Annotated in this window: 17 protein-coding genes and 1 pseudogene; 14 read left to right on the plus strand and 4 right to left on the minus strand. The window is 70.9% G+C overall.

Annotated features, from left to right (window positions below; genetic code table 11):
- Positions 1–232 precede the first annotated feature (232 nt).
- A complete protein-coding gene (locus tag ACQP60_RS13730) occupies positions 233–1141 on the plus strand; it encodes an ABC transporter permease (RefSeq protein ID WP_429733556.1) in 909 nt (302 codons plus the stop codon).
- Positions 1134–2087 (plus strand): ABC transporter ATP-binding protein, encoded by a 954-nt coding sequence (locus ACQP60_RS13735; RefSeq protein WP_429733559.1) that lies wholly within the window; start codon positions 1134–1136, stop codon positions 2085–2087. Before ACQP60_RS13730 ends, ACQP60_RS13735 begins: the two co-directional genes overlap by 8 nt.
- A gap of 60 nt (positions 2088–2147) precedes the next feature.
- Here ACQP60_RS13735 and cysC read toward each other — a convergent pair whose 3' ends face one another.
- The gene (gene cysC, locus ACQP60_RS13740) at positions 2148–3401 is read right to left on the minus strand and encodes an adenylyl-sulfate kinase (protein WP_429733561.1); all 1254 of its coding nucleotides are present in this window, start codon (positions 3399–3401) and stop codon (positions 2148–2150) included.
- Positions 3398–4384, minus strand: a complete 987-nt coding sequence (locus tag ACQP60_RS13745; protein WP_429733564.1) for a sulfite exporter TauE/SafE family protein — start codon at positions 4382–4384, stop codon at positions 3398–3400. The genes cysC and ACQP60_RS13745 overlap by 4 nt, the downstream gene beginning before the upstream one ends.
- 130 nt (positions 4385–4514) lie before the next feature.
- Between ACQP60_RS13745 and ACQP60_RS13750 the strand changes: the two genes are divergently transcribed.
- The 9 genes from ACQP60_RS13750 to ACQP60_RS13790 all read left to right on the plus strand — a co-directional run bounded on the left by ACQP60_RS13750 (position 4515) and on the right by ACQP60_RS13790 (position 16616).
- Positions 4515–5405: a 3'(2'),5'-bisphosphate nucleotidase CysQ gene (locus ACQP60_RS13750; protein WP_429733566.1), complete on the plus strand. Its 891-nt coding sequence runs from the start codon at positions 4515–4517 to the stop codon at positions 5403–5405.
- Positions 5402–6304: a sulfate adenylyltransferase subunit CysD gene (gene cysD, locus ACQP60_RS13755; protein WP_429733569.1), complete on the plus strand. Its 903-nt coding sequence runs from the start codon at positions 5402–5404 to the stop codon at positions 6302–6304. The genes ACQP60_RS13750 and cysD overlap by 4 nt, the downstream gene beginning before the upstream one ends.
- Positions 6305–6307: 3 nt before the next feature.
- Positions 6308–7627, plus strand: coding sequence for a sulfate adenylyltransferase subunit CysN (cysN, locus tag ACQP60_RS13760; RefSeq protein ID WP_429733572.1), 1320 nt, complete (start codon positions 6308–6310; stop codon positions 7625–7627).
- A 52-nt stretch (positions 7628–7679) separates the two neighbouring features.
- Positions 7680–8492: a sulfotransferase family 2 domain-containing protein gene (locus ACQP60_RS13765; protein ID WP_429733575.1), complete on the plus strand. Its 813-nt coding sequence runs from the start codon at positions 7680–7682 to the stop codon at positions 8490–8492.
- Between the two features lie 140 nt (positions 8493–8632).
- Entirely contained in the window at positions 8633–9877 is a 1245-nt protein-coding gene (locus tag ACQP60_RS13770) for a CDP-glycerol glycerophosphotransferase family protein (RefSeq protein WP_429733578.1), read from the plus strand.
- A 31-nt stretch (positions 9878–9908) separates the two neighbouring features.
- Positions 9909–10601 carry a phosphocholine cytidylyltransferase family protein gene (locus ACQP60_RS13775; protein ID WP_429733581.1) on the plus strand — a complete coding sequence of 231 codons (693 nt, stop codon included), beginning with the start codon at positions 9909–9911 and terminating at the stop codon, positions 10599–10601.
- 128 nt (positions 10602–10729) lie between these two features.
- Entirely contained in the window at positions 10730–13927 is a 3198-nt protein-coding gene (locus tag ACQP60_RS13780; RefSeq protein ID WP_429733584.1) for a CDP-glycerol glycerophosphotransferase family protein, read from the plus strand.
- 10 nt (positions 13928–13937) lie between these two features.
- Positions 13938–15473 carry a glycosyltransferase gene (locus ACQP60_RS13785; protein ID WP_429733587.1) on the plus strand — a complete coding sequence of 512 codons (1536 nt, stop codon included), beginning with the start codon at positions 13938–13940 and terminating at the stop codon, positions 15471–15473.
- Positions 15474–15479: 6 nt separating this feature from the next.
- Positions 15480–16616 carry a Rossmann-fold NAD(P)-binding domain-containing protein gene (locus ACQP60_RS13790; protein ID WP_429733590.1) on the plus strand — a complete coding sequence of 379 codons (1137 nt, stop codon included), beginning with the start codon at positions 15480–15482 and terminating at the stop codon, positions 16614–16616.
- On the opposite strand, the gene ACQP60_RS13795 is transcribed toward ACQP60_RS13790, so the two are convergent.
- Both ACQP60_RS13795 and ACQP60_RS13800 read right to left on the minus strand, forming a co-directional pair.
- Positions 16561–17763: a CDP-glycerol glycerophosphotransferase family protein gene (locus tag ACQP60_RS13795; RefSeq protein WP_429733593.1), complete on the minus strand. Its 1203-nt coding sequence runs from the start codon at positions 17761–17763 to the stop codon at positions 16561–16563. The genes ACQP60_RS13790 and ACQP60_RS13795 overlap by 56 nt on opposite strands.
- A gap of 101 nt (positions 17764–17864) precedes the next feature.
- Positions 17865–18752: a glycosyltransferase family 2 protein gene (locus ACQP60_RS13800; RefSeq protein WP_429733596.1), complete on the minus strand. Its 888-nt coding sequence runs from the start codon at positions 18750–18752 to the stop codon at positions 17865–17867.
- A gap of 200 nt (positions 18753–18952) precedes the next feature.
- On the opposite strand from ACQP60_RS13800, the gene ACQP60_RS13805 reads away from it, so the two are divergent.
- The 3 genes and pseudogenes from ACQP60_RS13805 to ACQP60_RS13815 form a co-directional block, all read left to right on the plus strand.
- Positions 18953–22291, plus strand: a complete 3339-nt coding sequence (locus ACQP60_RS13805) for a CDP-glycerol glycerophosphotransferase family protein (protein WP_429733599.1) — start codon at positions 18953–18955, stop codon at positions 22289–22291.
- A gap of 52 nt (positions 22292–22343) precedes the next feature.
- The gene (locus ACQP60_RS13810) at positions 22344–25604 is read left to right on the plus strand and encodes a rhamnan synthesis F family protein (protein WP_429733602.1); all 3261 of its coding nucleotides are present in this window, start codon (positions 22344–22346) and stop codon (positions 25602–25604) included.
- Positions 25605–25682: 78 nt separating this feature from the next.
- Positions 25683–25792, plus strand: a pseudogene (locus tag ACQP60_RS13815) (dTDP-glucose 4,6-dehydratase); the annotation flags it as partial.

Below are 25792 nucleotides of genomic sequence, written 5' to 3' on the forward strand. Positions count from 1 at the left end.
CGTGGGGCAGCGCCGGTCCGCAGGACACGGTACCTGGTGGCGCGTGCGCTCCCCGACCGCCGGGCGGCACGCGGAGCCGCGCTAGGATCGACGGGGCCGGACAGCCGCTGGCCGTACCTCAGAAGACGGGTATGCAAGTTACGTGACCACCGACACCACCACGGGCGCCGCATCGGGTGACCGCGGGACGCCGGGGCCTGGCCGCGACCCGCTCCGTCCCCCGGAGCCGGTCGTGCCGGACACCACCTCGCAGGAGCGGCAGGCGATCGCGAAGCAGTACGGGCTGATGCAGATGGGCGTGCGCCCGCCGCTGGGCCGGTACATCCGCGACGTCGCCTCGCGCTGGGCGTTCATCCGCGTCCTCGGCACCGCGACCGCCTACTCCAAGAACCAGAACAACTACCTGGGTCAGCTGTGGGCCGTCCTCAACCCGACGCTCAACGCGATCGTCTACGTGCTGATCTTCGGCATCCTGATCGACGCGAGCCGCGGCGTGGAGAACACGATCGCGTTCATCGTGATCGGCACGTTCCTGTTCCGCTTCGTGGAGCAGTCCGTGCACGGCGGCTCGAAGTCGATCGCGCAGAAGTCGACGCTGATCCGGTCCCTGCACTTCCCGCGGGCGGTGCTGCCCATCGCCGAGGTGGTCTCCCTGCTCACCACGCTCGTGCCGGCGCTCGTCGTCATGTGCGTGATCGTGCTGCTCAGCGGGCTGCTGCCCCAGTACCCGCCGGTGCACGTGACGTGGAGCTGGTTGCTCCTGCCGTTCATCGTGGCGCTCCTGTGGCTCTTCAACACCGGGGTCGCGTTCATGGTCGCCCGCGCGGTGGCCGTCACGCCGGACCTGGACAACGTCATCGGCTTCGTCATGCGCCTGGTGATGTACGGCTCGGGCGTGATCTTCCCCGTGACCCACTACGTGAGCAGCCTGTCGGAGACCGCGCAGGCGATCGTCGGCCCGATCCTCGACTACCAGCCGATCGGGGTGTTCCTGTACGTCGCGCGCTCGATCCTCACGCAGGAGCCCAACATCCCGCAGGACCCGGTGATGTGGGCGTGGGCCGCCGGCTGGGCCGTGGTGACGTTCGTCGCCGGGTTCATCATCTTCTGGCGCGGAGAGGAGCGGTACGGCCGTGACTGAGTCCGACCTTCATCTCGACGTCGACCTGGACGAGGAGTTCGAGCCCGAGGACCTCGAGGGCCCGAAACCCGTCGCGACCGTCGGCGACCCGGTGCTCGTCGTCGACGACCTGCACATCGTCTACCGCGTCTTCGGCGGCAAGGCGAAGCAGGTCGCCGCCAAGGGCGGCGAGAACGTGCGCGAGGCGGAGGCGCCCAAGCAGTCCTTCCTGCGCCGCCTGGTGAGCTCCACGTCGCAGCACGTGGGCGCGGTGAGCGAGGTGCACGCCGTGCGCGGGATCTCCTTCGTCGCGCGGCACGGCGAGGCGATCGGCATCGTCGGCATCAACGGCTCCGGCAAGAGCACCCTGCTGCGCGCGATCACCGGCCTCATCCCGCCGCGGTCCGGCGGCGTGTACGTGGCGGGCGAGCCGGCGCTGCTGGGCGTCAACGCCGCCCTGATGCCGCAGCTCTCGGGCGAGCGGAACATCTGGATCGGCGGCCTCGCCCTGGGGCTCACGCCCAAGCAGGTCGAGGAGCGCTTCGACGAGGTGGTGGAGTTCGCCGACATCGGCGACTTCGTCTACATGCCGATGAAGACGTACTCCTCCGGCATGGGCGCCCGCCTCCGCTTCGCCATCTCGTCCGCGGCGACGCCGGACATCCTCATGATCGACGAGGCGCTCGCCACGGGCGACGCCGCGTTCAAGGCGCGCTCGAAGGCCCGCATCGACGAGGTGCGCAAGAACGCCGGCACGATCTTCCTGGTCAGCCACTCGATCAGCACGGTCGAGGCGATGTGCACCCGCGTGCTGTGGGTGCACCAGGGGCAGCTGGTCATGGACGGCGGCACGGACGAGGTGCTCACCGAGTACCGCAAGTTCGTCCGAGCTCACCGCGCCGCGAACGCCTCGGCGCGAGCGGGCGGCGTCGGGCCGCGCGCCCGGACCAAGAAGAAGCAGGCCTGAGCACCTCGCACCGGTGGAGCCCGCCGCGACGGACGGGCTCCACCGGTGCGGGGGACCGGCTCAGCCGCCGAGGCGCCCGCTGAGCGCGGCGCGCACCCGCGCGACCGCCTCCGCGACGTCGACCTGCGACGTGTCGACGACGACGTCGGCGTCCGTCGGGGCCTCGTAGGGCGAGGAGATCCCCGTGAACTCGGGGATCTCGCCGCGGCGGGCCTTGGCGTACAGGCCCTTGCGGTCGCGGGCCTCGCACACCTCCAACGGTGTGCTGACGTGCACCAGCAGGAAGGCGCCCGCGGCCTCGGCGAGCTCGCGCACCCGCGCGCGGCCCGACGCGAACGGCGCGATGGGCGCGGCCACCGCGACGCCCCCGTGCGAGGCGACGAGCGACGCCACGTAGCCGATCCGTTCCACGTTGAGCTCGCGGGACGCCTTGTCGAAGCCCAGACCCTTGGACAGGTGGTGGCGCACCTCGTCCCCGTCGAGCAGGGTGGTGTGCCGGCCCTCGTCGTCGAGCTCGGCCGCCAGCGCGCGGGCCACGGTCGACTTCCCGGAGCCGGACAGCCCCGTGAAGAAGACGACGGCGCCCCGCGGCCGGGCCGTCTCGGCGGCGCGCACCACCTCGGCGGCGGGGACGTCGGGATAGAGGTCGGCGACGGCGTCGGACCAGAGGGTGCCGAGCCCGGCGACGGCGTCCTGGTCGGCGGCCGAGCGGTACGCGGCCAGCACCTCCGTGCGGGTGGCGCCGTAGCGTGCGCCCACGTCCGTCCAGCGCAGTCCGGCGGGCGCGTCGGCGGGCCAGGGCACGACGACGACGGTCGCGCGGCGTGCGTCGAGCCGGTCGGCGAGGTCGCGCGCGACGCGGACGAGCCCCGGGGCACCCACCCGTCCCGCGGCGGGGGCGCGGCGGGCGGCCGGCACGAGCAGCAGCACGGGGGCGTCGTCGTCGACGAGCCCCGGCAGGGCGTCGACCTCCGAGCGGGTCGGCGGCTCGGCCACGACGACGGCGACGGGCGCCGCGGACGGGTCGGCGCGGACCGCGGTGGCGCTGCGGCGCAGGTCGGGGTCCCAGTGCGGCCCGGCGGCCGGGGCGAACGGCCGCACGGCCCGCGGGGCCTCGTCTCCGGGGATGCCGACGACGGCGAGCGGCGTGTTCTCCGCGTCCGTCAGCGTCACCGGGCCGGCCGGCAGCTCGGCGGGCGGCAGCCACGGCCCGCCGGCGAGGGCGAGCTCGAGGAGGTCCAGGCCGTCGGGGGACAGGACGTGCGCCGCGTCCGGCAGGTCGGTGGGCACGGCGGGTGGCGTGTGCTCGGTCATGATCGCGTCGTCGTGTCCTTCGGGTCGGGGTCCGGATCCGTGGCGGGGTCGGGTGCGGGGGCCGTGACGGTGCCGAGCGGCTTGGGCCGGGGCGGGAGCCGCTTGATGCGCTCCCGGACCAGGACCCACAGCACGTTGCCGAGCACGAGGGCGCCCGCGGCCGCCGCGACGACGACGCCGAGCGAGGCGCCCAGCAGCTTGAGGCCGGACGCCAGCAGGAGGATCGCCAGGGCGCGGCGGATGATGCCGCCCGGGGCGCGGCTCGAGACGTGGGCGCCGAACCAGGCACCGGGGATGGCGCCGACCAGCAGCGATGCCGTCAGCCCCAGCTCGAAGTCACCGTAGAGGATGTGCCCCAGCGACGCGGCGGCCACCAGCGGGACGGCCTGCACCAGGTCGGTGCCCACCAGCTGCGAGGCCTTGAGGGCCGGGTAGAGCAGGAGCAGCACGACGATGATGATCGAGCCCGCGCCCACCGACGTGAGCCCGACCATGAGCCCGGCGACGGCCCCGAGGATCAGCGTGGGCACCTTGCGGACGACGACGTCCGGGCTGCTCGGCACGGCCGGTCCCTCGCCGAGCGCGGTACGGCGCTGGAGTATCCCGAGCACCGCGCGGACCACGAGGCCGGCCGAGGCGACGAGCAGCGCGACGCCGAGGACCTTCTTGAGCGTCTCGTCGAACCCGTCGCCGAGCGGGAGGTAGCGGATGAGCAGCGCGCCGGAGAACGCCGCAGGCACGGAGCCGATGCAGAGCCACAGCACGAGCTGGAGGTTCACGGTGCGGCGGCGCAGGTGCACGATCGCGCCCGCGGGCTTCATGAAGAGGCTGGCCACGACGTCGGAGGAGACGGCGGTGAGCGGGTCGACGCGGAAGACGAAGATCAGCATGGGCGTCATGAGGGCGCCGCCGCCCATGCCCGTGAGGCCCACGACAAAGCCCACGACGAGTCCGCCGACGATCAGCGGGAGATCGAGGCTCAAAAGGGCACCAGTCCTATCGGAAAAAGAGAATTCAGCGATGTGAACTCTCAGGAAATCGTCCAATTCGGAATGGTAGCGTCGGCCGCGGTCCGCCAGGACCTCCGTCCAGAGCCGCTTGCCGAGGAGTCGTATGCCCCGCCCTGCCCCGTCCTTCCCGGACCCGGGCCTGCCCGACGGCGACCTCGCCGTCGCGCTCGCGACGGGCGCCGGCGAGGTGCTCCGCGGCCTGCGTGCGGAGGTCGACGCCGCGGGCCGCGCGTTCGAGCCGCGCGAGCTCAAGGACGCGGGCGACGCCGCGAGCCAGTCGTGGCTCGCCGCCGCGCTCGCGCACGCCCGGCCGGACGACGCCGTCCTCTCCGAGGAGGCCGCGGACTCCGCCGACCGCCTGACGGCGGACCGCGTGTGGATCATCGACCCGCTCGACGGCACGCGGGAGTTCGCCGAGCGCCCCGCGGGCGACCCGTCCGGCTGGCGCGACGACTTCGCCGTGCACGTCGCCCTCTGGTCGCGCGGCGTGGGCCGCCCCGACGGGCTCGCGGCCGGCGCGGTCGCCCTGCCCGCCCGGGACGCCGTCGTCAGCACCGGCACGCCCCGCGACACCCGTGCGCTCGATGGCGACGACGCCGAGGACGTCGCCGCGGTGCTCGCGGGCCGCAGGCCGCTGCGCCTCGCCGCGAGCCGCTCCCGCCCGCCGGAGTTCGTGCAGCGTCTCGCCGCCCGCGGCGACGTCGAGCTCGTGCCCATGGGCTCGGCCGGCGTCAAGGTGGTGTCCGTCGTGGACGGCACCGTCGACGCGTACGTGCACGCGGGCGGGCAGTACGAGTGGGACTCGGCGGCGCCCGTCGCGGTCGCGCTCGCGGCCGGGCTCGAGTGCACGCGCCTGGACGGCACCTCGCTCGAGTACAACCGCCAGGACCCCTGGCTCCCCGATCTCTTCGTCTGCCACCCGGCCGTGGCGCCGCACCTGCGTGCGGCGCTGACCCAGGTCGGGGTCGACATCAAGGAAGGTGCCCAGCCGTGACGTCCCACGTCCTGAGCCAGCTCCGCAGCCTCGAAGCGGAGAGCATCCACATCATCCGCGAGGTGGTCGCGGAGATGCAGCGCCCCTGTCTGCTCTTCTCGGGCGGCAAGGACTCGATCGTCATGCTCCACCTGGCCGCCAAGGCGTTCGCGCCGGCGCGGATCCCGTTCCCGATCATGCACGTGGACACCGGCCTGAACTTCCCGTCGGTGCTCGCCACGCGCGACCGGTGGGTCGAGCGGCTCGGCATCCAGCTCGTCGTCGCCTCCGTGCCGGAGGCCATCGAGCGCGGGCTGGTGCAGGAGGAGCCCAACGGCTCCCGCAACCGCATCCAGACCCCCGTGCTGCTCGAGGCCGCCGAGAAGAACGGCTTCGACGCGCTCTTCGGCGGCGGCCGGCGCGACGAGGAGAAGGCGCGCGCCAAGGAGCGCGTGTTCTCCTTCCGCGACGACTTCGGCCAGTGGGACCCCAAGAACCAGCGCCCCGAGGTCTGGGACCTGTACAACGGGCGCGTCCACCAGGGCGAGTCGATCCGCGTGTTCCCGCTGTCCAACTGGACCGAGCTGGACATCTGGGCCTACATCGAGGCCGAGGAGATCGACCTCCCCGACCTGTACTTCGCGGCCGAGCGCGAGGTCGTGGACCGGGGCGGCATGCTGTTCGCGGTCAACGAGTTCACGCCGCTCAAGGACGGCGAGACCGCCGAGGTGCGCTCCGTCCGCTACCGCACGGTGGGGGACGCGAACCTCACCGCCGCCGTCGCGTCGACGGCGTCGACCCGTGCCGAAATCGTCGAGGAGGTCGCCGCCGTGCGCCTCACCGAGCGCGGCGCCACCCGTGGCGACGACAAGGTGAGCGAGGCCGCGATGGAGGACCGCAAGCGAGAGGGCTACTTCTAAGCCATGAGCACCGAGACCCAGCACGAGAACGTCGAGACCTCGCAGGCGATCGACACGTCGGCCGACCTGCTCCGCTTCGCGACCGCGGGCTCCGTCGACGACGGCAAGAGCACCCTCATCGGGCGCCTGCTGTTCGACTCGAAGACCATCTTCGAGGACCAGCTCGAGTCGGTGGAGCAGGTCAGCAAGGACCGCGGCAACGACTACACGGACCTGGCGCTGCTCACCGACGGCCTGCGGGCCGAGCGCGAGCAGGGCATCACGATCGACGTCGCCTACCGCTACTTCGCCACGCCGAAGCGCAAGTTCATCATCGCGGACACCCCCGGCCACATCCAGTACACGCGGAACATGGTGACGGGGGCGTCGACCGCCGACGTCGCGCTCATCCTCGTGGACGCGCGCAAGGGCGTCATCGAGCAGAGCCGCCGCCACACGTTCCTCGCCACCCTGCTGGGTGTGCCGCACATCGTGGTGTGCGTGAACAAGATGGACCTCGTCGACTACTCCGAGGAGGTCTTCGAGGGCATCCGCCGCGACTTCACGGACTTCGCGTCGCGGCTGCGCGTGCCGGACCTCACGTTCATCCCGATCTCGGCGCTCGTCGGCGACAACGTGGTGAACCGCAGCGAGAACATGCCGTGGTTCGACGGGCGCCCGCTGCTCAGCCACCTGGAGTCGCTGCACGTGGCGAGCGACCGCAACCTGCAGGACGTGCGGTTCCCGGTGCAGTACGTGATCCGGCCGCAGTCGCACGACGCGCGCGACTACCGCGGGTACGCGGGCACCGTGGCCGGAGGGGTGCTGAAGAAGGGCGACAAGGTCCGGGTGCTCCCGTCCGGGCTGGAGACCACGATCGAGGCGATCGACACCGCCGACGGCCCGGTGGACGAGGCCTTCCCGCCGATGTCCGTGACGGTGCGCCTCACCGACGAGATCGACATCTCGCGCGGCGACATGATCTGCCGCCCGAACAACTCGCCGGCCGCGCTCCAGGACATCGACGCCCAGATCTGCTGGATGGACGAGTCCGCGCCGCTGGTGCGCGGCAAGAAGTACGCGATCAAGCACACCACCCGGTGGGCTCGCGCCATGGTCAAGGACATCAACTACCGCGTCGACGTCAACACCCTGCACCGGGACGAGGACGCGACTGAGATCAAGCTCAACGAGATCGGCCGGATCCAGCTGCGCGTCACGCAGCCGCTGTTCGTCGACCCGTACCGCCAGAACCGGCGCACGGGCGCGTTCATCCTCGTGGACGAGGCCACGAACAAGACCGTCGCCGCCGGGATGGTGGGCGGCCTGCCGCACTCGTCCTGACGGGCGCGCGGCAGGTCGCAGCAGGTGACGAGAGCCAGGAAGGTCTGATCGCATGCCGGTTCTGCGCAAGGACAAGCGCGGAGTCCTCTTCGTCCACGTGCCGAAGACGGGTGGTTCCTCCATCGAGAACCACTTCGTCGACGCCGGGTGGTCCATGAGCTACCACAGCAGCAGCACCGCGGTGGGTTCGCTCAACCACTACCGGTGGTGCACGTCCCAGCACATGCACGGGGACCCGCTGCGCGCGACCTTCCGGCTGCACCGCTTCGAGGCGGTCTTCATGATCGTCCGCGACCCGATCGCGCGGTTCCGCTCGGAGTACGCGTGGCGGCACGGCATCGAGGGGGACGGCGCCGTCGACCTGTCCGCCGGGGCCGTCGAGGCCTGGGCGGAGCGCCGGTTCGCGAAGTACGAGAGCAACCCGTACCTGCTGGGCAACCACATCCGCCCGCAGGCCGAGTTCCTCGTCGAGGGCGCCGAGGTGATGCGGTTCGAGGACGGTCTCGACGCGGCGGTCGCTCGCCTGAACGACCGCTACGGGCTCGACCTCCCCCCGCACGTGGGGCGCGAGCGCACCAGCGAGGGCGCGGCGGGCGTGTCCAGCAAGGACGTCGAGATCAGCCCCGCGCTCCACGAGCGGCTCGTCGAGTTCTACGCCCGCGACTTCGAGGAGTTCGGCTACCCGACCGAGCCGGGCGCCACGCCGCCCACCTCGGCCACGGTCGGCACGGACCCGCGACCGGCCCGACGGGCCATGGAGCGGGAGATCGTCGCGGAGCAGACGTCCGACCTGCGGGCGGGGGACCTCCTGGCCGAGGTGCTCCGCCGCGGCACCGCCCGTGCCCGCGGGGCGTTCCGCCGCTGAGCCGTCGGCCCCGTCCACGGGCTCGACGTCCCACCATCCGTCCCCGGCGCGCCTCGCGGGCCCGGAGCCCTATACTTCGGGGGCGTCCACGTGAACGTCACCTGAACCGGGGGCGAACGGGCGGTGAGTAGGAGGCGGTCGTGGGTCGTGCGCGGACGATGCTGGCGCGCCTGACGCGCCGCCTCGGGCTCGTCCCCTCCGGGACCGCCGACCGCATCGGTGAGGACGCGTCGCTCGCGACGACCGTCCTCCCGCACGAGGCGATGGTGTTCTTCGCCGACCCGCCCGGCTCCCTCTACCAGCTCGAGCAGTGGTACGAGCCGCTGCGCGCCCTGGACCGCGAGATGCGCACCGTCGTCGTCCTGCGCGACTCGCGCACGGCGCGGCACGTCCGCGCGACGTCGGGTCTCGACGTCGTGGTCGCCGCAGAGCCGTCGACCGTCGAGGGCCTGGTGCTGCGGGGCCGGCTGCGCCTCGCCATCTACGTCAACCACCACCCCGACAACTTCACGAACCTGCGGCTGCCGCAGCTGGTGCACGTGTCGCTCATGCACGGGGACTCCGACAAGCAGGTCACGGTCTCCAACCAGACCAAGGCGTACGACTTCTCGTTCGTCGCGGGCCAGGCCGCCGTCGACCGCATGGCCGCGTCGTCCGTGTTCTTCGACGCCACCGCGCGGTGCGTGCCGATCGGCCGGCCCCAGGTCGACGAGCAGCTGGCCCGCGTCGCCGCGCTCCGCGAGGCGCGTGGTATCGCCGGGCGGCCGACCGTGCTGTACGCGCCCACGTGGGAGGGCACCCCCGGCCAGTCCGCGTACGGCACCGTCGTGAGCCACGGCGAGGCCGTGGTCCGCAGCCTGCTCGGCGCGGGGTACCGCGTCGTGTACCGGCCGCACCCGCTGACGGGCGTGCACTCGCGCGCGTACCGGGACGCCGACGCGCGGCTCCGGGCCCTCGTGCGCGAGGCCGGGGGCCGGGGCCGGCTCGACGTCGACGGCGTCCCGCTCGCCGACTCGTTCGCCGCGGCGGACGTGCTGGTCTGCGACGTGTCCGGCGTCGCGATCGACTGGCTGGCCACCGGCGGCCCCATGGTGTTCCTGCGCCCCGCGTCGCCCGAGGCGCGGCCCGCGACGAGCCCGCTCACCGACGTCGTGCCGTGGGTCGACGCCGCCGACGCGGGTAGCCTGGCCGCGCTGGTCGACGAGATCCGTGCCGACGACGCCACGGCGGCGGAGCGGGAGCGGATGGTCGAGCACTACCTGGGCGACACGACGCAGGGGGCGGCCACCGCACGGTTCGTGGCCGCGTGCCGGGAGGTCGTGAGGCGCTACGATGCCGCGGTTGTCGAGCGTGCCGCATCACGGTCGCCAGGAGTGAACGCATGACTGACGAAGGACGAGACGAGAGGTGGCTGTGATGGGAGTGCAGGTCGTCATTCTGGCGGCGGGGATGGGGACGCGGCTCGGCCGGCCGTTCCCGAAGCCGCTCACCACCCTCAAGGACGGGCGGACGATCCTCGCTCAGCAGCTCGGCAACGTGCGCGACGCGTTCGGCGAGCGCGCGGAGGTGACGATCGTCGTCGGCTTCAAGCTCGAGCAGATCCTCGAGGCGGCGCCCGACGCGACCTTCGCCTACAACGAGCTGTACGACCAGACCAACACCTCGAAGTCGCTCCTCAAGGCCCTCCGCGGCTCCGGTGACCGGGCGGTCCTCTGGATGAACGGCGACGTGGTCTTCCACCCCGAGGTGCTGCGCCGCGTCAAGGAGCTGATCGACGCCGACCAGTCGTTCGTGTGCGTCAACACCGCGGCGGTGGGCGACGAGGAGGTCAAGTACACGGTGGACGACGGCGGGTACATCTCCCTGCTGTCCAAGAAGGTGCAGGGCGCGCTGGGCGAGGCCGTGGGCATCAACTTCGTCGCCGCCAAGGACAAGGCCGCGCTCATCCAGCGCCTCGACGAGGTCGACGACCAGGAGTACTTCGAGGGCGGCATCGAGAAGTCGATCCGCGAGGACGGGATGCAGGTGCTGCCCGTCGACATCTCGGACCTCTTCGCCGTCGAGGTGGACTTCGAGGACGACCTCGCTCGCGCCAACGAGCACGTCTGACACGGCCGAGCAAGGAGCGGAACGACAGCAGCATGACCCTCAGCACGCGGGCGCGGCAGGTGGCGCGACGGCTTCGGTCGCTGGCCGGCGGCCGGCCCACCACGAGCACGGAGCTGCCTCCGAGACGGATGCTTCAGATCCGGCGGGACGGCGAGCGCGTCCTCCTGAGCGGCGACTACCGACGCTCCGGGTGGACGGTGGTCGGCCTGCGCGTCGACGAGAACGGCGGCGGGTCGTCGGTCCGCTTCGACGTCGAGGTCGAGGGCCCCACCTACAGGGCCGCGGTGGACGTGACGAGGGTCCTCGAGCACAGTCGCGAGGACTCGGTGCACGAGTTCTGGATCGAGGTCGCGCCGGTCGAGGCGGCGCGCGTCGGTGACACCTCCCGGGTGACGTCGGTGCGGCTGGGGAAGTACCTGACGACGGATCGCCCGGACGAAGAGCTGCGATTCGAGGCGAGCGGACGGACGGGCATCCTCGACGTCTCGTCCTACGGGAACGTCAACCTGCTCGTGGGTGAGGCGGAAGGCTCGAAGCTCCGCGTCATCGACACCCGCCTGGACGTCCAGGGCGCCACGTTGCGCGTGCGCGCGCACGTCGCCTCGGGGGCCGCACGGCCCCAGGCGCTCGAGGTCGTGGTGCGGGGCCGGCAGCGGGCGACGTCGTTCGCGGCGCCGCTCTCCTGGCAGTTCGACGAGGCAGCCACGAGAGCGGCCAAGGGGCAGCTCTGCTACGCGGTCGACGGCGAGGTCGACCTCGCCCGGGTGCCGGCGGTGGTGGACCTCGGCGAGGACACGATCGACTTCACGCTACGCATGACGTCCGCCTCGGGCCGGACGAGCGAGCGCAGGCTCCCCGACCCGGGCCGGGGCCGGCGCAGCAGCATCGAGTCGGTCCCGGTCGAGAGGGACGGGCTGACGCACCTGCTGGTGCCCTACGTGACGTTCCGCCACAGCAACCTCAGCATGCGGCTCGAGCGGTTCCGTCCGGAGGACTACGCGTACCTGCGTCGCGTCCAGCGGTTCGCCTGGACGTTCCCGGTGGCCCGGCTGTTCACGGACGTGTGGCTGGTCGGCGAGGTGCCCTACAAGGCCCAGGACAACGGGTACCGCTTCTTCGAGCACGTGCGCAAGGAGCACCCCCGCAAGCGCGCGTACTACGTGATCGACCGCGACTCGCCGGACTACGACAAGGTCGCCGCGCTGGGGAACGTCGTGCCGCGCTTCTCGCGCGAGCACATCCTCTACACGCTCCTCGCCTCACGTTTCGTGGGCTCGCACCACGCCGAGTACCTGTACGCCTCGCGCGACGTGCGCTTCGCCCGCTGGGTGCGGGGGGTGCGGATCTTCCTGCAGCACGGTCCGACGGCGACCAAGAACGTCGTGCCCAACTACGGGCGGCAGGGCACCGTGGAGCGGCCCACGGAGAAGTTCCTCGTGACGTCCGACCTGGAGAAGCAGATCGTCGTCGAGGACTACGGGTACCGGCCGCGGCAGGTCGAGGTGACCGGCTTCGCGAGGTTCGACCGGCTGTTCGACGGGCAGGCGGCCCCGGAGCCCGCTCTGCTGATCATGCCGACCTGGCGGGACGCGCTCCAGAGCGAGGAGGCCTTCCTCGCGAGCGACTACTTCCGCGAGTGGACCGGTCTGGTCGGGTCTCCCGAGCTGCACCGCCTGCTCGAGGCCAGAGGGATGACGATCACGCTCGTCCTCCACCCCAACATGCGCAAGTACGTGGACCACTTCACCTTCCCGGGCGTGAACATCGTGCGCCCCGGCGAACGTGACGTGCAGGACCTGCTGAAGAGCCACACGGCGCTCATCACCGACTTCTCGAGCGTGGCCTGGGACTTCAGCTACCTGCACAAGCCCGTCATGTACTTCCAGTTCGACCAGGCGGACCTGGTCGGCGCACGCGCCCCGCACGTCGACTTCGCGTCCGACGTCCCCGGTCGTGTGGTGACGAACGTCGCGGACGCGGTCGAGGAGTTCGCCTCGATGGCGGAGCGCGACTTCGCCGTCGAGAAGGGCTACGCGGCGAGGTCGCGGGACTTTCTCAAGTACGAGGACACGGCGAACTGCGCCCGGATCTACCGCACGGTGCAGCAGGCCTGGTCGGTGGGCACGGCCTTCGAGCGGGTACGCAACCTCTGGATCGCGCAGGCCTTCTGGCGCCGGTACCGCAGGAGCCGCTACTACTTCCCGTCGATGAAGGTCGTGAACCGGATCGGGCGGCTCCTCCCGCGGCGGGACGTGGTGCTGTTCGAGTGCGATCGCGGCACGCACTACAGCGACTCCCCGCGGTACATCTTCGAGGAGCTCGCGGCGCGGAACCCGGGGCTCGAGCTGGTCTGGGCGCTCAACACCACCGACCGGGTGCGAGGTCCGCGGACCCGCAAGATCCGTCGGCACTCGCCCACCTACTGGTGGATCGCCTCGCGCGCCCGGTACTGGGTGACCAACCAGAACATGCACCCGGACCTCGTGCCCGCGCGCAGCACCCGGTACCTGCAGACGTGGCACGGCACGCCGCTGAAGAAGATGCAGCACGACGTCGAGCACATGGCCGGGAGGGACGCGGACTACGAGACGCGGGCGGCGCGGCTGACCAGCTATTGGTCGGTGCTGCTCTCGCCGAGCCCCTACGCCACCCGGTCGTTCCGGAGCGCGTTCCGGTACGAGGGGGAGGTCCTGGAGGTCGGGTACCCGCGCAACGACATCCTTGCCTCGGACCGGGCAGCGGCGGCTCGTCGGCTCGTCCGGCAGCGTCTCGGCGTCCCGGCGGACAAGAAGATCGTGCTGTACGCGCCGACGTTCCGCGACGACATGCGGAACGGCGTGCACTGGCAGCACGACCTCGGCCTCGACATCGAGGGGCTCGAGCGCGAGATCGGCGACCGCGCCGTCCTGCTGGTGCGGTTCCACCCGCTCGTGCGCACCAAGCTGCCCGAGTCGAGCACGGCCTCCGGCTTCGCCCGCGACGCGGCCAAGTACCCGGACATCCAGGAGCTCCTCGCCGCGGCCGACGTGCTGATCACCGACTACTCGTCCGTGTTCTTCGACTTCGCCATCACGGGTCGTCCGATGGTGTTCTTCGCCTACGACATCGCCCACTACCGGGAGGACCTGCGAGGGTTCTATCTCGACTACGAGCAGTCCGTTCCCGGGCCGATCGTCACGACCAACGAGGCGCTGCGCGCCGAGGTCTCGAAGTCGCTCGACGGCGCGTCCGAGACCGACGAGCAGCTCGAGGAGTTCCGGCAGGTGTACGCGCCCCACGACGACGGCTCGGCGAGCCGTCGGGTCGTCGACGCTTTCTTCGGGTGAGCGGGGCGTCATGAAGAAGAACCCCGGTGGGTCGACGTCGCCCGAGGCCGGCGCGAAGCGCACCGTCTACATCATGGCGGATCGGTTCAGCCCGCAGTCCGGTGGACGGACCAGGGCCACCTTCCTGAGGGCGCGGGAGCTCTCGCAGTCGGGCCACGACGTCGCGATCCTCACCTTCAACTACCGGCTGGACTACGCCGACGTCTGGGCGGGATGGGCGTCCAAGAGCCGTCTCGGGCGCAAGGTCCGCCACCTCAACATCTTCGAGCACTACGCGGGTGAGGAGCTGGGGTCGTCCGGCGCGTCGGTGGTGTTCGACGGAGCGGGTCGCGGAGCGCTGCGCGAGGTCCGTGAGGGTGTCTGGGAGCGGCGCCAGGAGGGGAAGCTCGAGAGCCGCTTCGTGACTCGCCCGGACGGATCGCTCGGATACATCGACTACTTCCGTGACGGCGTGCGGCGGATCCATGCGAACTACGACCAGCAGGAGCGTCTGCGCGTCGAGACGCGCCACACGGAGGACGGCAAGACGATCGAGTCCCGGACGTACCGGACCGCCTCGGGCCGCCTGTTCCTCGAGGTCGGCTATCGGGACGGCAAGCCCGCGAGGCACCGGCTGTACGGGCGGGACGGCGTCGCGGTCGACTACGCGAGCGAGTTCGCCTTCCGCGCGGCGTGGGTCGACGAGCTGCACCGGGGCGTGCCGGGGTCGGTCTTCGTCTCCGAGGACCGGCGGCTCGACGGGCTGCTGGTGCAGAACCCCCACAGCTCCGACATGACGTCGGTGTGCGCGATCCACAGCACCCACCTGGCCCCTCCGTACCAGGACGTGCACGACCTGGCGACGTACAACGACTCGGCACTGCGTCGCGCGTCGAGGTTCGACGCCATCGTGCTGCTCACCGACAGGCAGCGGAGCGACATCGAGGAGCACTACGGCACGCTCCCGAACGCCGTGGTGATCCCGCACGCCGTGTCCGCGCCCTGGCGGTATCGCGTCCCGCGGCGGCGCAGGAACATCGTCGTCGTGACCCGGCTCGTCCCGGTGAAGCGCGTGCAGGACACCATCGACGCGTTCGCGACCGTCGCGGCCGCGCACCCGGACGTCAACCTGGAGATCTGGGGCTCGGGCGAGGAGCTGGAGCGGCTGACGGCGCACGCCGCGTCGGCGGGGCTCGCGCAACGGGTGGAGTTCAAGGGATACACCGCGAAGCCGCTGGACGTGTACTCGCGAGCGCTGTTCTCCGTCTCCTCGTCCCTCACCGAGGGCATGGGGTTGTCGACCTGTGAGTCGTTGTCCGTCGGGACCCCGGTGGCCTCGTACGACTACCGTTACGGGGCGCGGGACCTCATCCAGGACGGCGTCAACGGATACCTCGCCGAGGACGGCGACGTCGAGGGCCTGGGCCAGGCGATGGCGCGGCTGCTGTCCTCGCCGGCGAGGCTGCGACGGATGAGTCGCGCGTCGCGGGGGATTCTCAGGACGCATTCTCGAAAGAACTACCGCCGGGCGTGGGAGACCCTGCTCGACGGGGTCGGACAGGAGTAGGACCGCATGGCATCGCGGGTCACCATCCACATCGGCACGCCGAAATCGGGCACCACCTATCTGCAGACGCTCCTCTTCGGCAACAAGCGCCGCCTCGCGGAACGCGGTGTGCTCCTTCCGTTGGACAAGGCCGACGACCACGCGCTGGCGGCGATCGGCATGCGCAACGGGCCCGACGACACCTACGCCGAGCGTTGGGAGGGCATGCTGGCCGAGGTGGCCGCCTGGGACGGGCCCGCGATCATCACGAACGAGTGGTTCGGGATGGCCGGCCCGGAACGCACCGGGGAGGCGGTGCGGCGGCTCGGCGAGGTCGGGGAGGTGCACGTCGTCCTGACGGCGCGCGACCTCGTCGACCAGGTTCCCGCCGCGTGGCAGGAGACGCTCAAGCTCGGTGACTCGACCCAGATCGACGAGTTCGTCGACAAGCTCGAGCAGGAGGAGTTCCGCTGGGGCTGGTGGGACATCGACCCGGCCGAGGTCCTGGCGCGGTGGGCGCCGTTCGTCCCTGCGGAGCGGCTCCACGTCGTCACGATCCCGCCGCGCGGGGCGCCGTCGGACGTCCTGTGGCACCGGTTCGCCCGGGCGTGCGGGCTGCGGCCCGAGTGGTGCTCGACCGAGGTGAAGTTCGCGAGGCAGTCGCTCAGCGTCGAGGCTGCCCGTCTGCTGCAGCTCGCGGGTCCCCGATTGCTGGCCGCGATCGACGCGACCCCGCCGCCGTGGAACGGGCCGCGCAAGTGGATCCAGAGCCATCTGTCGCACGGGATCCTCCTGAACCATCGCGGTGGTCGGATCACGATGTCGTCCGAGAGGATCGCCGAGGTGCGGGCGCGGTCGGTCCGTTCATCGGCGGCGATCGAGGCGTCCGGGTGCGTGATCCACGGCGACCTCGCGGACCTGACCTCCTCTCGCCTGCCAGACGGCGCGACACACCCCGACGACGTCCCCGACGCGGCCGTCCTCGACCTCGCGCTCGACGTGATCGCGGAACAGCTCGGCCGGGCGAGGAAGGTCGCCAACCGTGCCCAGGTCACGCAGAAGCCCCGGGCCGAGGCCTCCCGGGCGGTGCCCAGGACCGTCGCGCCGGCTACCCGGCTGCGCCGTGCTCTGGGCCGTGCCCGGAGAGCCGTGCGCGGCGACTGAGGATCTGTTCGCAGGCGTCGAGGAAGCGTCCGAGCGACGTGCCTGGCGTGACGTCACCGAAGTAGTGCTCGACGATCGCGGCGTAGCGGGCGCGCTCGTCGTCGCCGGCGGCTCGTTCGAGCTCTTCGACGACGTCCGCGGCACGGTCGGCGTGGAAGGTGTCGAGCCTCCCCGCCAGGCCGTCCCGGTCGACCTCCGCCGTGGGCGACGCGGGCTCGGTGAGCAGCAGCGGCTTGCCCGTGGCGAGCCAGTCGAACGCGACCGCGGAGATGTCGCTCACGCAGACGTCGGCGGCGTCGAGGTGCCAGCCGAAGGGCGAGTCGGCGTCGACCACGTGGGCGGCCTTGGGGTCCGCACGGTTCGCCGACTCCAGCTTGGTCACGAGGCTCTGGTGCAGAGCACGGTACGACGGGTCGAACGCGCCCGTGCGCGGGTGAGGGCGATAGACGACGCGGTGCCGGCCGGTCGCGAGGAGGGCGTCGAGCATGGGCAGCGCGTGCGACCGGAGCGACGAGTACTCCATCGTCGGGCGGTCGCCCTCCCAGGTGGGGGCGTAGAGGACGACGGTCCGTCCGTCGTCGGGAAGGTCGGGCCCGGGGTGCTGGACGTCGACCTGCGGCCGACCGATCCGGACGAGGTGCCACTCCCGGTCGAAGTCGACGAGCCGCCGCCCGATGCGGTCGTACGCCGCCTGCCCGGCGATGAACGTGTGGTCGTAGGCCTTCAGCTGGTTGGACGCCATGTAGTCCTTGTCGGACTCACCATGGCTGATGAAGATGTGGGCGGGGTCGCGGAACCGCAGCATGCGGAAGTTCAGCGCGTTCTGGTTGACGTAGAACACGATCCCGACCCGCTGCGTCCGGAGCCACCGCTCCGTCTCTCCCACCGTCGGGTGGAGGACCACCGGAAGCGGGCACTCGTCGGCGAGGAACGCGGCCGACTCCACGTCGCCGGTGATCACGGCGACGGGATGCCGCTCCGCGAGTCGCCGCATCGGCTCGTACCACTGGCGCAGCTGGTAGATGTTCACCGGCGTGTCCGCGAAGTGGATGACGGCCTCGAAGGGGCGGTCGTTCCTGGGCGCGGACGCGACATGTCGGTCCCAGCGTGCACGGGCACCGCGTCGCGCCACGGTGCCCTGGACCATCCGGGTCAACGTCTGGAGGTCGCGGATCAGGGGCACGGCAAGGACTACCTTCGTCGAGTCGGGGTGCGCCACATGGTAGGGGCGCGCTGAGTGCTGGGCCGTCAGGCGACGGGCGGAGGTACGGGGCGGGTCACGGTGGTCAGCGAACCGTCGTCCGTCTCGGTGACGTCCCGGAAGGTGGTGTGCTCGAGCTTCACCTGCCGGTTCGACCGCTCGCGTGCCGGGTTCGACCAGTTGCTGATCGCGGAACCGTCGATGCTGGACCGGTAGGTGGAGACGTCATGCTCGTCGGGGTACCACTCCAGGTGGCGGGCAGAATACGGGTGGTAGAGCCGAGCGCCCGGGCTGACGTGCCGGAAGGTGGTGCCCGCGCGATACACGGCGAGCGTGGTCGCGATGCTCGCTCGCTGGAACGCCACCAGCCGTCCCCGCGGCGCGGACCAGTGGGGTTCCCGGGACCAGAAGGCGCCGACGTGCCGGTTCATCAGAGGGACGTACAGGGGATAGGACCTCGGGACGTCGTCGACCCGGAGCATCGGGCCCACGCACTCCAGGTCGGGCGTCTCCGCGAGCAGGTCGAGGCATGCGGCGAGCGTCTCGCTCGCGCTCTGGCCGAGCGAGACGTCGCAGTCGGAGACGGCGTACGGCGCCGGCGCGCGTCCCCGGAAGATCTCCTGGACGGTCTCGTCGACGAGCGCGAGCTCGTCGGTGGACGAGATCGCGGGGCGTCGCACGACGGTGACACCTTCGCGCTCGAGCTGGAGGAGCACGTCGAGGGTGCGTGGGTCGTCGCTGCCGTTGTCGTGCACGACGATGTCCACGGGTACGGACTGTCGCCGGTACTCGTCCACGACACCACGCAGCATCTCACCGCGGTTGTACGAGATGAGGACGAGCGGCAGGCGGGGCTCCCCGCTTCGCCCGACAGTGGCGTTCCGCCTGGTCGTGCGCTCGAGGCGGCTGCGGACCTTCGTGAGGGGGTTGGTCATGACAGCTCCGGGACGTCTCGGCTTCGGGCTCGGCCGAACCCGCGGGGCGCCGGACGACGAGCCGCCGACGTCACGGGACGCGCGGCCATCGTCCAGCCCAGGGCAGAGTAGTCGGCAAGACGCCTCAGAGGGAGCATCTTGCGCCCCGGTATGCTTGCCCGCGCATCTCAGACCCACCTCAGATTCCGGGAGGACCCTCGATGAGGTCAGCCATCCACCGGCTCGTTTCGCGGATGGTGCCTCGACGTACCCCCCGGTCGTCGGCGCGGCAGATCGACTGGTCCGCGGCGGGGGTGCGGGCGCGCCACGGTGCCGTGCACCTCGACGTCCAGCTGCCGGCGGAGGCTGCCGTTGTCGAGGCGTCGCTCGTGCTCGCCGCCCGGGTCGGCGCCCACGAGGTGCTGGTCCCGTTCGTCGTCGACGCCGACGTCGCCCGGGCGCGGATCTCCGGGGAGCAGCTGGCGTCGCTCGGCACGACGGTGTTGGACGCCTGGGTCGAAGCGGTCGCCGAGCACGGCAAGGTGATGCGCCACAGGGTGGGGGTCGACCGCGGACAGCTGGACCGTGACCTCGACGCGGCGTCGAGCACTCACGCTCGCTGGTACGCCACGACGAAGGGCAACCTCAGCGTCGATGTGACGTCGTCCGGAGCGGGTGTCGTCACGGCCGAGGTGCTCTGCGTCGACGAGACCGCCAGCACGGTCACCGTGTCCCTCGCGGCCCGCGGCAGCGCCGCGGACGAGCACGCGGTGGTGTTCCGGGGGAGGAAGGACGGCCGTGCCGTCACGGTGCCCCTCACCGCGTGGGAGATGCAGGTCGCCCGCGACGAGCTGTTCGTGCTCGGGCCACAGCGCGTCGACGTCTTCCTGGCCCGGGCGGGTAGCGGCGGCGGGTCGCTGCGGGAGCGCGTCGTGGCCGACTCGGCCCTCGACCTCGCCCCGGGGTCGCAGGGGCTCTGGCGATGGGAGTCCGACGGCCGCGGCCATCTCACCCTTCGCCGCACGACGCCGGTCGAGGCGATCGCCGCGTCCGGCATCTTCGACGAGGAGTTCTACCGCGCGCAGGTCCCCGGTCTCCCGGACGGCGTCGACCCGATCGAGCACTACGTGGCTCGCGGCGCTGCCGAAAGCCTCGACCCGTCGCCGATGTTCGACACCTCCTACTACCTCCAGAAGAATCCCACCGTCCGTCGGGTGAACCCGCTGGCGCACTACTGCGAGTTCGGCTGGCGGGAGCTCCGCAACCCGTCCGCGAGCTTCGACACGTGGTGGTACTGGTCCAAGCACCTGGACCTGGCCGACGAGAGCGTCAACCCGCTCTCGCACTACGCGGCGACGGGCCGCGCGGCCGGCCTGTCGACCCGGCCGTCGCGCGTGCCGTCGCGCGTACTCGGCCGGGGGCACCAGTTCGTCCCCGGTCAGGCCGTGCGCCGCGTGTGCCTCTTCGCCGCGTACGACGCCGACGGGACGGTGGACGACTACGTCGTGGAGTACGTGCGCGAGCTGTCGCGGTTCGCGGACGTCTACTACCTGGCCGACTCGGAGATGTCCGACGACGAGCTGGCGAAGCTCTCCGAGATCACTGTCGGGGCGTGGGCCGACCGGCACGGCGAGTACGACTTCGGGTCGTACAAGCGGCTGGCCGAGCGCGTGGGCTGGGAGACCCTCGAGACCTACGACGAGATGTTGCTGGTCAACGACTCGTGCTACCTGCTGCGACGCCTGGACGAGGTCTTCGCCCGGATGGACGCGCGCGCCGCGGACTGGTGGGGTCTGCAGGCCACCAAGGGGCTGGCGCGCGACCGGAGAGCCGCCCAGTCGCTCTTCCGCGAGCCGATCCCGATGGACTCTGTCCGCTACTCGGCACTCGACCGGTTCGAGGAGGACTACACCTACGACTTCCACGTCGCCTCCTACTTCCTGGCCTATCGGGCGCCCGTGATCCGGGATCCCGAGTTCCGGCGCTACCTCGGGTCGGTGACAGGACAGAGCAACAAGCTGAACATCGTCCGCAAGTACGAGATCGGGCTCACCCGCTGGCTGGTACAGCACAGCCATCCGTTCGACACGTTCGTCGACCACCTGTACCCGTTCCACCCGATCTTCACGGAGTGGTACTTCCGCCTCCTGGACGAGGGGTTCCCGCTGCTCAAGCGGTTCTTCCTGAGCGAGAACCACTACCACGTGCCTCGGCTCAAGGACTGGAAGGAACGGGTGCTGGCGAAAGCCCCGGGAGCCGACGTGGAGTCGTTCGAGCGAAACCTGGTGCGGGTCACCGACCCGGACAAGCTGCGGGCGAGCCTGTGGATCGGCACCGAGCAAGGCGTGGAGGACGCACCCGTCCCGGACGAGATCCTTACCCGCGCGGAGTTCGTCGCGGCGGACCGCCTCAGCCCGAAGCACGCGAACTGGTGGGCGTTCCCGGTCTGCGCGTTCACGGAGAACTTCTCGGGCAACGAGCGCGCCATGTTCGAGCAGGTGAAGAACGACCCGACGATCCGCAAGGTCGTGCTGACGCGCGGGAAGGAGGTCGTCGTCGACGGAGTGAACGTCGACGTCGTCGCCCTGGAGAGCGCGGAGGGGCAGCACCTGCTGATGCGCTGCGGCGTGATCCTCGTCAAGCACAACCTGGCGGTCAACGCCGTGCACCCCGTCTCGGCCGAGCTGCACAACGTCATCCAGGTGTGGCACGGGGTCCCGTTCAAGCGGATCGCCTACGCGTCCGAGGACTTCAAGCACATGCTCGACCGCGCGGCGACCGAGCAGGCCCAGTACCGTGCGGTGATCGCCTCGTCCCGGACGGACTCGCTCGCGATGGCGGCGTCCTTCTTCCCGCTGACGATCGCCCAGGTGTGGAACACCGGGCTGCCGCGGAACGACTTCATCCTCCAGGACGAGCAGGACCTGGCGCCCGACATGGTCGCGGAGCTCGCGAAGCTGCGGGCACTCGTCGGGGAGCGGCGGCTCGTGCTCTTCATGCCGACGTTCCGCAATGCGCAGGCCGAGGGGTACTACCAGTTCGAGGACCACGAGCTGGAGTGGCTGGCCGGATGGCTGGAGGAGAACGACGGCGTGCTCGGCGTGCGCGAGCACATGGCCGACACCGCCCGCGTGTACGGCTCGCAGCTCGCCGCTCTCCCCGTGATCGACCTGTCCGACGCCGAGTTCGTCCACCCCGAGCTCCTGTACCGGGTGGCCGACCTGCTCATCACCGACTACTCGAGCACCTTCATCGACTACATGCTCACGGGCAAGCCCGCGGTGAGCTTCGCCTTCGACCTCGAGTCCTACGAGGTCGAGCGGGGCGGGTTCTACGACCTGGACCAGGTGTTCCCCGGACCGATCGCGAGGGATTTCGGCGAGCTGCAGGAGGCGCTCACAGGCATCTTCGAACGCGAGGTCGACCCGACCTACGCGCTCAAGCGCGCGCTGCTCCACGATCACCTGGACGGGCAGAGCGCCCACCGCGTGGTAGAGCGGGTCCGTGAGCTCGGCGAGGTGCAAGGGCTGGGCACCTGGCCCGGCCAGCGGGTGGCATGACGGGCATGCCGACGATGCGCCCGCACCGGAACCTGAAGGACAGCACATGGGCATGAGGGAGACGCGACAGAGGGCCGCGGTCGCGGACGGGGCGATGGTCTCGACGATCGCCGACGGCGCGTGGAGCGCCGTGCGGATCATCCCGCACGGCCGCGTGTGGCAGATCGAGGTCGAGGGCGGGCCACTGCCCGACGAAGCTGCGGCGGCGGTCGTGCTCACGGGACGTTCGAGCGGCGCGCAGGTCGAGATCTCGACGGCTGCCCGCGGCGGCGTGATCGTGGCGGATGTCCGCGTCGCGGACCTCGCGGTCTTCGGACCGGAGGTTGTCGACCTCTGGGTCGACCTGCGTGATGACGGAGAGGTCGCCCGGCGACGGATCGGCTCCGCCGTCTCGGCCGGTGACATCGCGGCGGCGGGCCTCCCCGGAGCGCGCTGGTATGCCACCGTCAAGGGGAACCTCAGCGTCGAGGTCGCCCCGCCGCTCAGCGGCCAGCACGTGCGGCCCACGCTGGTCGCTGCGCAGGCCGACGACGACGGCTGGCGGGTCGCGGTCGAAGGGGTCGGAGCCGAGGGCGAGGCGCACCTTGTCGCCCAGGGTCGACGGACCGGCATCAAGCTGCACTTCGCGTTGACGGGCGCCGCCCCGCGCTGGTCGGCGTCGATCGGGTCGGAGCGCCTGGCAGTTCTCAACGGGGACGTCGTCGACTTCTATGTGTCGGGGCACGAGGGAACCGGTCCGAAGGCCCGCTTGGCCGCCGGCCTGGACCTCGCCGGCGTCGCCAAGGCCGACCTGAGAACCTGGTACGCCACGGTCGAGGGCAACGTCAGCATCCGGCGCAAGACGGCGGTGGAGGCCATTCGTGATGCTGGTGCGTTCGATGTCGATCACTACCGCGCACAGGTGCCGGAGCTGGCCCCTGACGCCGACCCGATCGAGCACTACGTCACGGTGGGCGCGAACGAAGGGCTCGATCCTTCGACGATGTTCGAGACGCGCTTCTACGTGCGCTCCAACCCTGGGGTGCAGCGGATGAACCCGTTCGCCCACTATTGCGAGTACGGGTGGAAGGAGCTGCGCAACCCGTCCCCCAAGTTCGACACCTGGTGGTACTGGTCCAAGCACCTCGACCTGGGCTCCGAGCGGGTCATGCCCCTCGCGCACTACGAAGAAGTCGGCAAGCACCAGGGGCTCTCGACGCGGCCGGAGCGCTTCCCGTCCCGCCGGCTGGGCACCGGCCATCGCTACGCGGACGGTCGTCGCGTGACGCGCGTGTGTCTTTTCGCCGCCTACGACGCGCACGGCGTCGTGGACGACTACGTCGTCGACTACCTGCGCGAGCTGTCGCGGTTCGCGGACGTCTACTACTTGGCAGACTCGGAGATGGCGCCGTCGGAGCTGGCAAAGCTCGACACGGTCACCAAGGGCGCGTGGGCGCAGCGCCACGGCGAGTACGACTTCGGTTCGTTCGCGCGACTCGCGGGACGAGTCGGGTGGGACGAGATCGAGAAGTACGACGAGCTACTCCTCGCGAACGACAGCTGCTATCTCCTCCGTCCCCTCGACGAGGTCTTCGCCGAGATGGATCGGCGCGCGTGCGACTGGTGGGGGCTGCAGTCCTCCACCCGACGACACACGTCGCGGGACCCGCACCGGGTCCCGATATCCCACCGTTCGCTCGACATGCTGGTCGACCGCGTGGAGTCGCGGCAGAGCGACTACCTGCACGTCTCGTCGTACTTCGCCGCCTATCGGCAGCCCGTGCTGCGCGACCCGGAGTTCCGGCGTTACCTCCTCTCGGTCACGGGGCAGACCGACAAGACGAGCGTGATCCAGAAGTACGAGATCGGCCTGAGCCGCTGGCTGGTGAACCACGGTCACCGGTTCGAGACGTTCATCCGGGACGTCTACCCGTACCACCCCACGTACAACGGCTGGTACTTCCGGCTCCTGGACCAGGGCTTCCCCCTGCTCAAGCGGCAGCTGCTCTCGGTGAACCCCTTCGGTGTGCGAGGCCTGGCGAGCTGGAAGGAGCGCATCCTCGCGAAGGTGCCGGACGCGGACGTCGAGATGTTCGAGCGCAACCTGCACCGCGTGATCGACGCGAGCACTCTCGACGCCACGCTCGAGCGTGACCCCGACCTGCTGGCCACCACCGAGGAGCCGTCACCGGTCGCGCTGCTGGAGCACGACGACTTCCGTCGCGCTGACCGCCGCCTGGCCAAGGACGCGGCACTGTGGGTGTTCTCGGTGGACCCCGTCAGCGGGGCGTTCACGGGCAGCGGAAGGTCGGTCTTCGAGGCGGTGAAGGACGAGCCGTCGATCCGGAAGGCCGTCCTGTCTCGAGGCGCGCCGCTCGACCTCGATGGCGTCAACGTGGAGGTGGTGGACCTCGAGAGTCCGGAGGGCCAGGCTCGCGTGCTGCGGGCCGGCACCATCCTCGTGGGCCGCACCCTGGCCGCCGAGATGCCCTACCCGATCTCGGGCGAGTTCCACAACGTCGTCCACCTGGGCGCCGGCGAGCCGCACCGGCTCATGGCCATCGCGGAGGACGCGGCCCGGGCAGAGGGCAACGACGACGCCCAGTACCGCGCGATCGTCGGCTCGTCCAAGATCGAGGTGCTGGCGCTCACGGCCGCGTCCTACCCGCTGACGTTCCACCAGGTCTGGAACACGGGCCTGCCTCGTGCGGACTTCATCGGGTGCGACGAGGACCGTCTGCCCGCGGACATGCACGCCGAGCTCGTGCGGCTGCGCGACCGGGTCGGGAACCGCAGGCTGCTCCTCTGGACCGCGGGTGACGGTCTCGCGCTCGCTCCGGACGACGCGTCGTGGCTCTCACGGTGGCTCGTCGAGAACGATGGCGTGCTCGGGGTGCGCGGCAGCGAGACGACCACGTGGACGTCGTCGCTGGACGGCGGCACGGTGATCCACCTCCCCGAGGCCGACTTCGTGCACCGAGAGGTCCTGCTTCGCGAGGCGGCCGCGCTCGTCACGGACTTCTCGAGCGCGTTCGTGGACTACCTCGTCACGGGGCGCCCGATGGTGGGCGTGGCTCCCGCACGGGAAACGGCCCAGGGCGCCGACCGTGACATGGAGGCGGCGTTCCCCGGGGCCGTCGTGCGGACGCCCGAAGCGCTCCGTTCGGCGCTCGACGGAATCTTCGGCCTGGAGCCCGACAGCGCCTACCAGTTCAAGCGGCGGCTGTTCCACGACCACTTCGACGGCATGAACGCTCTGCGCGTCGCCGAGCGGATCCGCGACCTCACGGAGGTCTACGGGGTGGGGAAGCGGCTCGGCGAGCGCATGGCGTGAGAGCGACGTCGACGGACGACCCCGTGCAGCGACGACCCCCTCAGTTTCGACAGATCTTCAGCAGGTGAGAGGTAACCCATGCGTGTTCTTGTGACCGGCGGCGCCGGTTTTATCGGGGCGAACTTCGTCCAGCAGACGGTGGTGGAGCGTCCTGGCGCGGTGGTGACGGTGCTGGACGCGTTGACGTA

The organism is Isoptericola variabilis (genome assembly GCF_050311655.1).
Lineage (GTDB): Bacteria > Actinomycetota > Actinomycetes > Actinomycetales > Cellulomonadaceae > Isoptericola > Isoptericola variabilis.

What these genes read in the sequence shown, in the direction of transcription:
- cysN (WP_429733572.1), top strand. Translation starts at nt 6,308, where the DNA reads ATGAGCACCGAGACCCAGCACGAGAACGTCGAGACCTCGCAGGCGATC.
- cysC (WP_429733561.1), bottom strand. Translation starts at nt 3,401, where the DNA reads ATGACCGAGCACACGCCACCCGCCGTGCCCACCGACCTGCCGGACGCG.
- ACQP60_RS13805 (WP_429733599.1), top strand. Translation starts at nt 18,953, where the DNA reads ATGAGGTCAGCCATCCACCGGCTCGTTTCGCGGATGGTGCCTCGACGT.
- ACQP60_RS13785 (WP_429733587.1), top strand. Translation starts at nt 13,938, where the DNA reads ATGAAGAAGAACCCCGGTGGGTCGACGTCGCCCGAGGCCGGCGCGAAG.
- ACQP60_RS13810 (WP_429733602.1), top strand. Translation starts at nt 22,344, where the DNA reads ATGAGGGAGACGCGACAGAGGGCCGCGGTCGCGGACGGGGCGATGGTC.
- ACQP60_RS13765 (WP_429733575.1), top strand. Translation starts at nt 7,680, where the DNA reads ATGCCGGTTCTGCGCAAGGACAAGCGCGGAGTCCTCTTCGTCCACGTG.
- ACQP60_RS13780 (WP_429733584.1), top strand. Translation starts at nt 10,730, where the DNA reads ATGCTTCAGATCCGGCGGGACGGCGAGCGCGTCCTCCTGAGCGGCGAC.
- ACQP60_RS13795 (WP_429733593.1), bottom strand. Translation starts at nt 17,763, where the DNA reads ATGGTCCAGGGCACCGTGGCGCGACGCGGTGCCCGTGCACGCTGGGAC.
- ACQP60_RS13775 (WP_429733581.1), top strand. Translation starts at nt 9,909, where the DNA reads ATGGGAGTGCAGGTCGTCATTCTGGCGGCGGGGATGGGGACGCGGCTC.
- ACQP60_RS13800 (WP_429733596.1), bottom strand. Translation starts at nt 18,752, where the DNA reads ATGACCAACCCCCTCACGAAGGTCCGCAGCCGCCTCGAGCGCACGACC.
- ACQP60_RS13750 (WP_429733566.1), top strand. Translation starts at nt 4,515, where the DNA reads ATGCCCCGCCCTGCCCCGTCCTTCCCGGACCCGGGCCTGCCCGACGGC.
- ACQP60_RS13790 (WP_429733590.1), top strand. Translation starts at nt 15,480, where the DNA reads ATGGCATCGCGGGTCACCATCCACATCGGCACGCCGAAATCGGGCACC.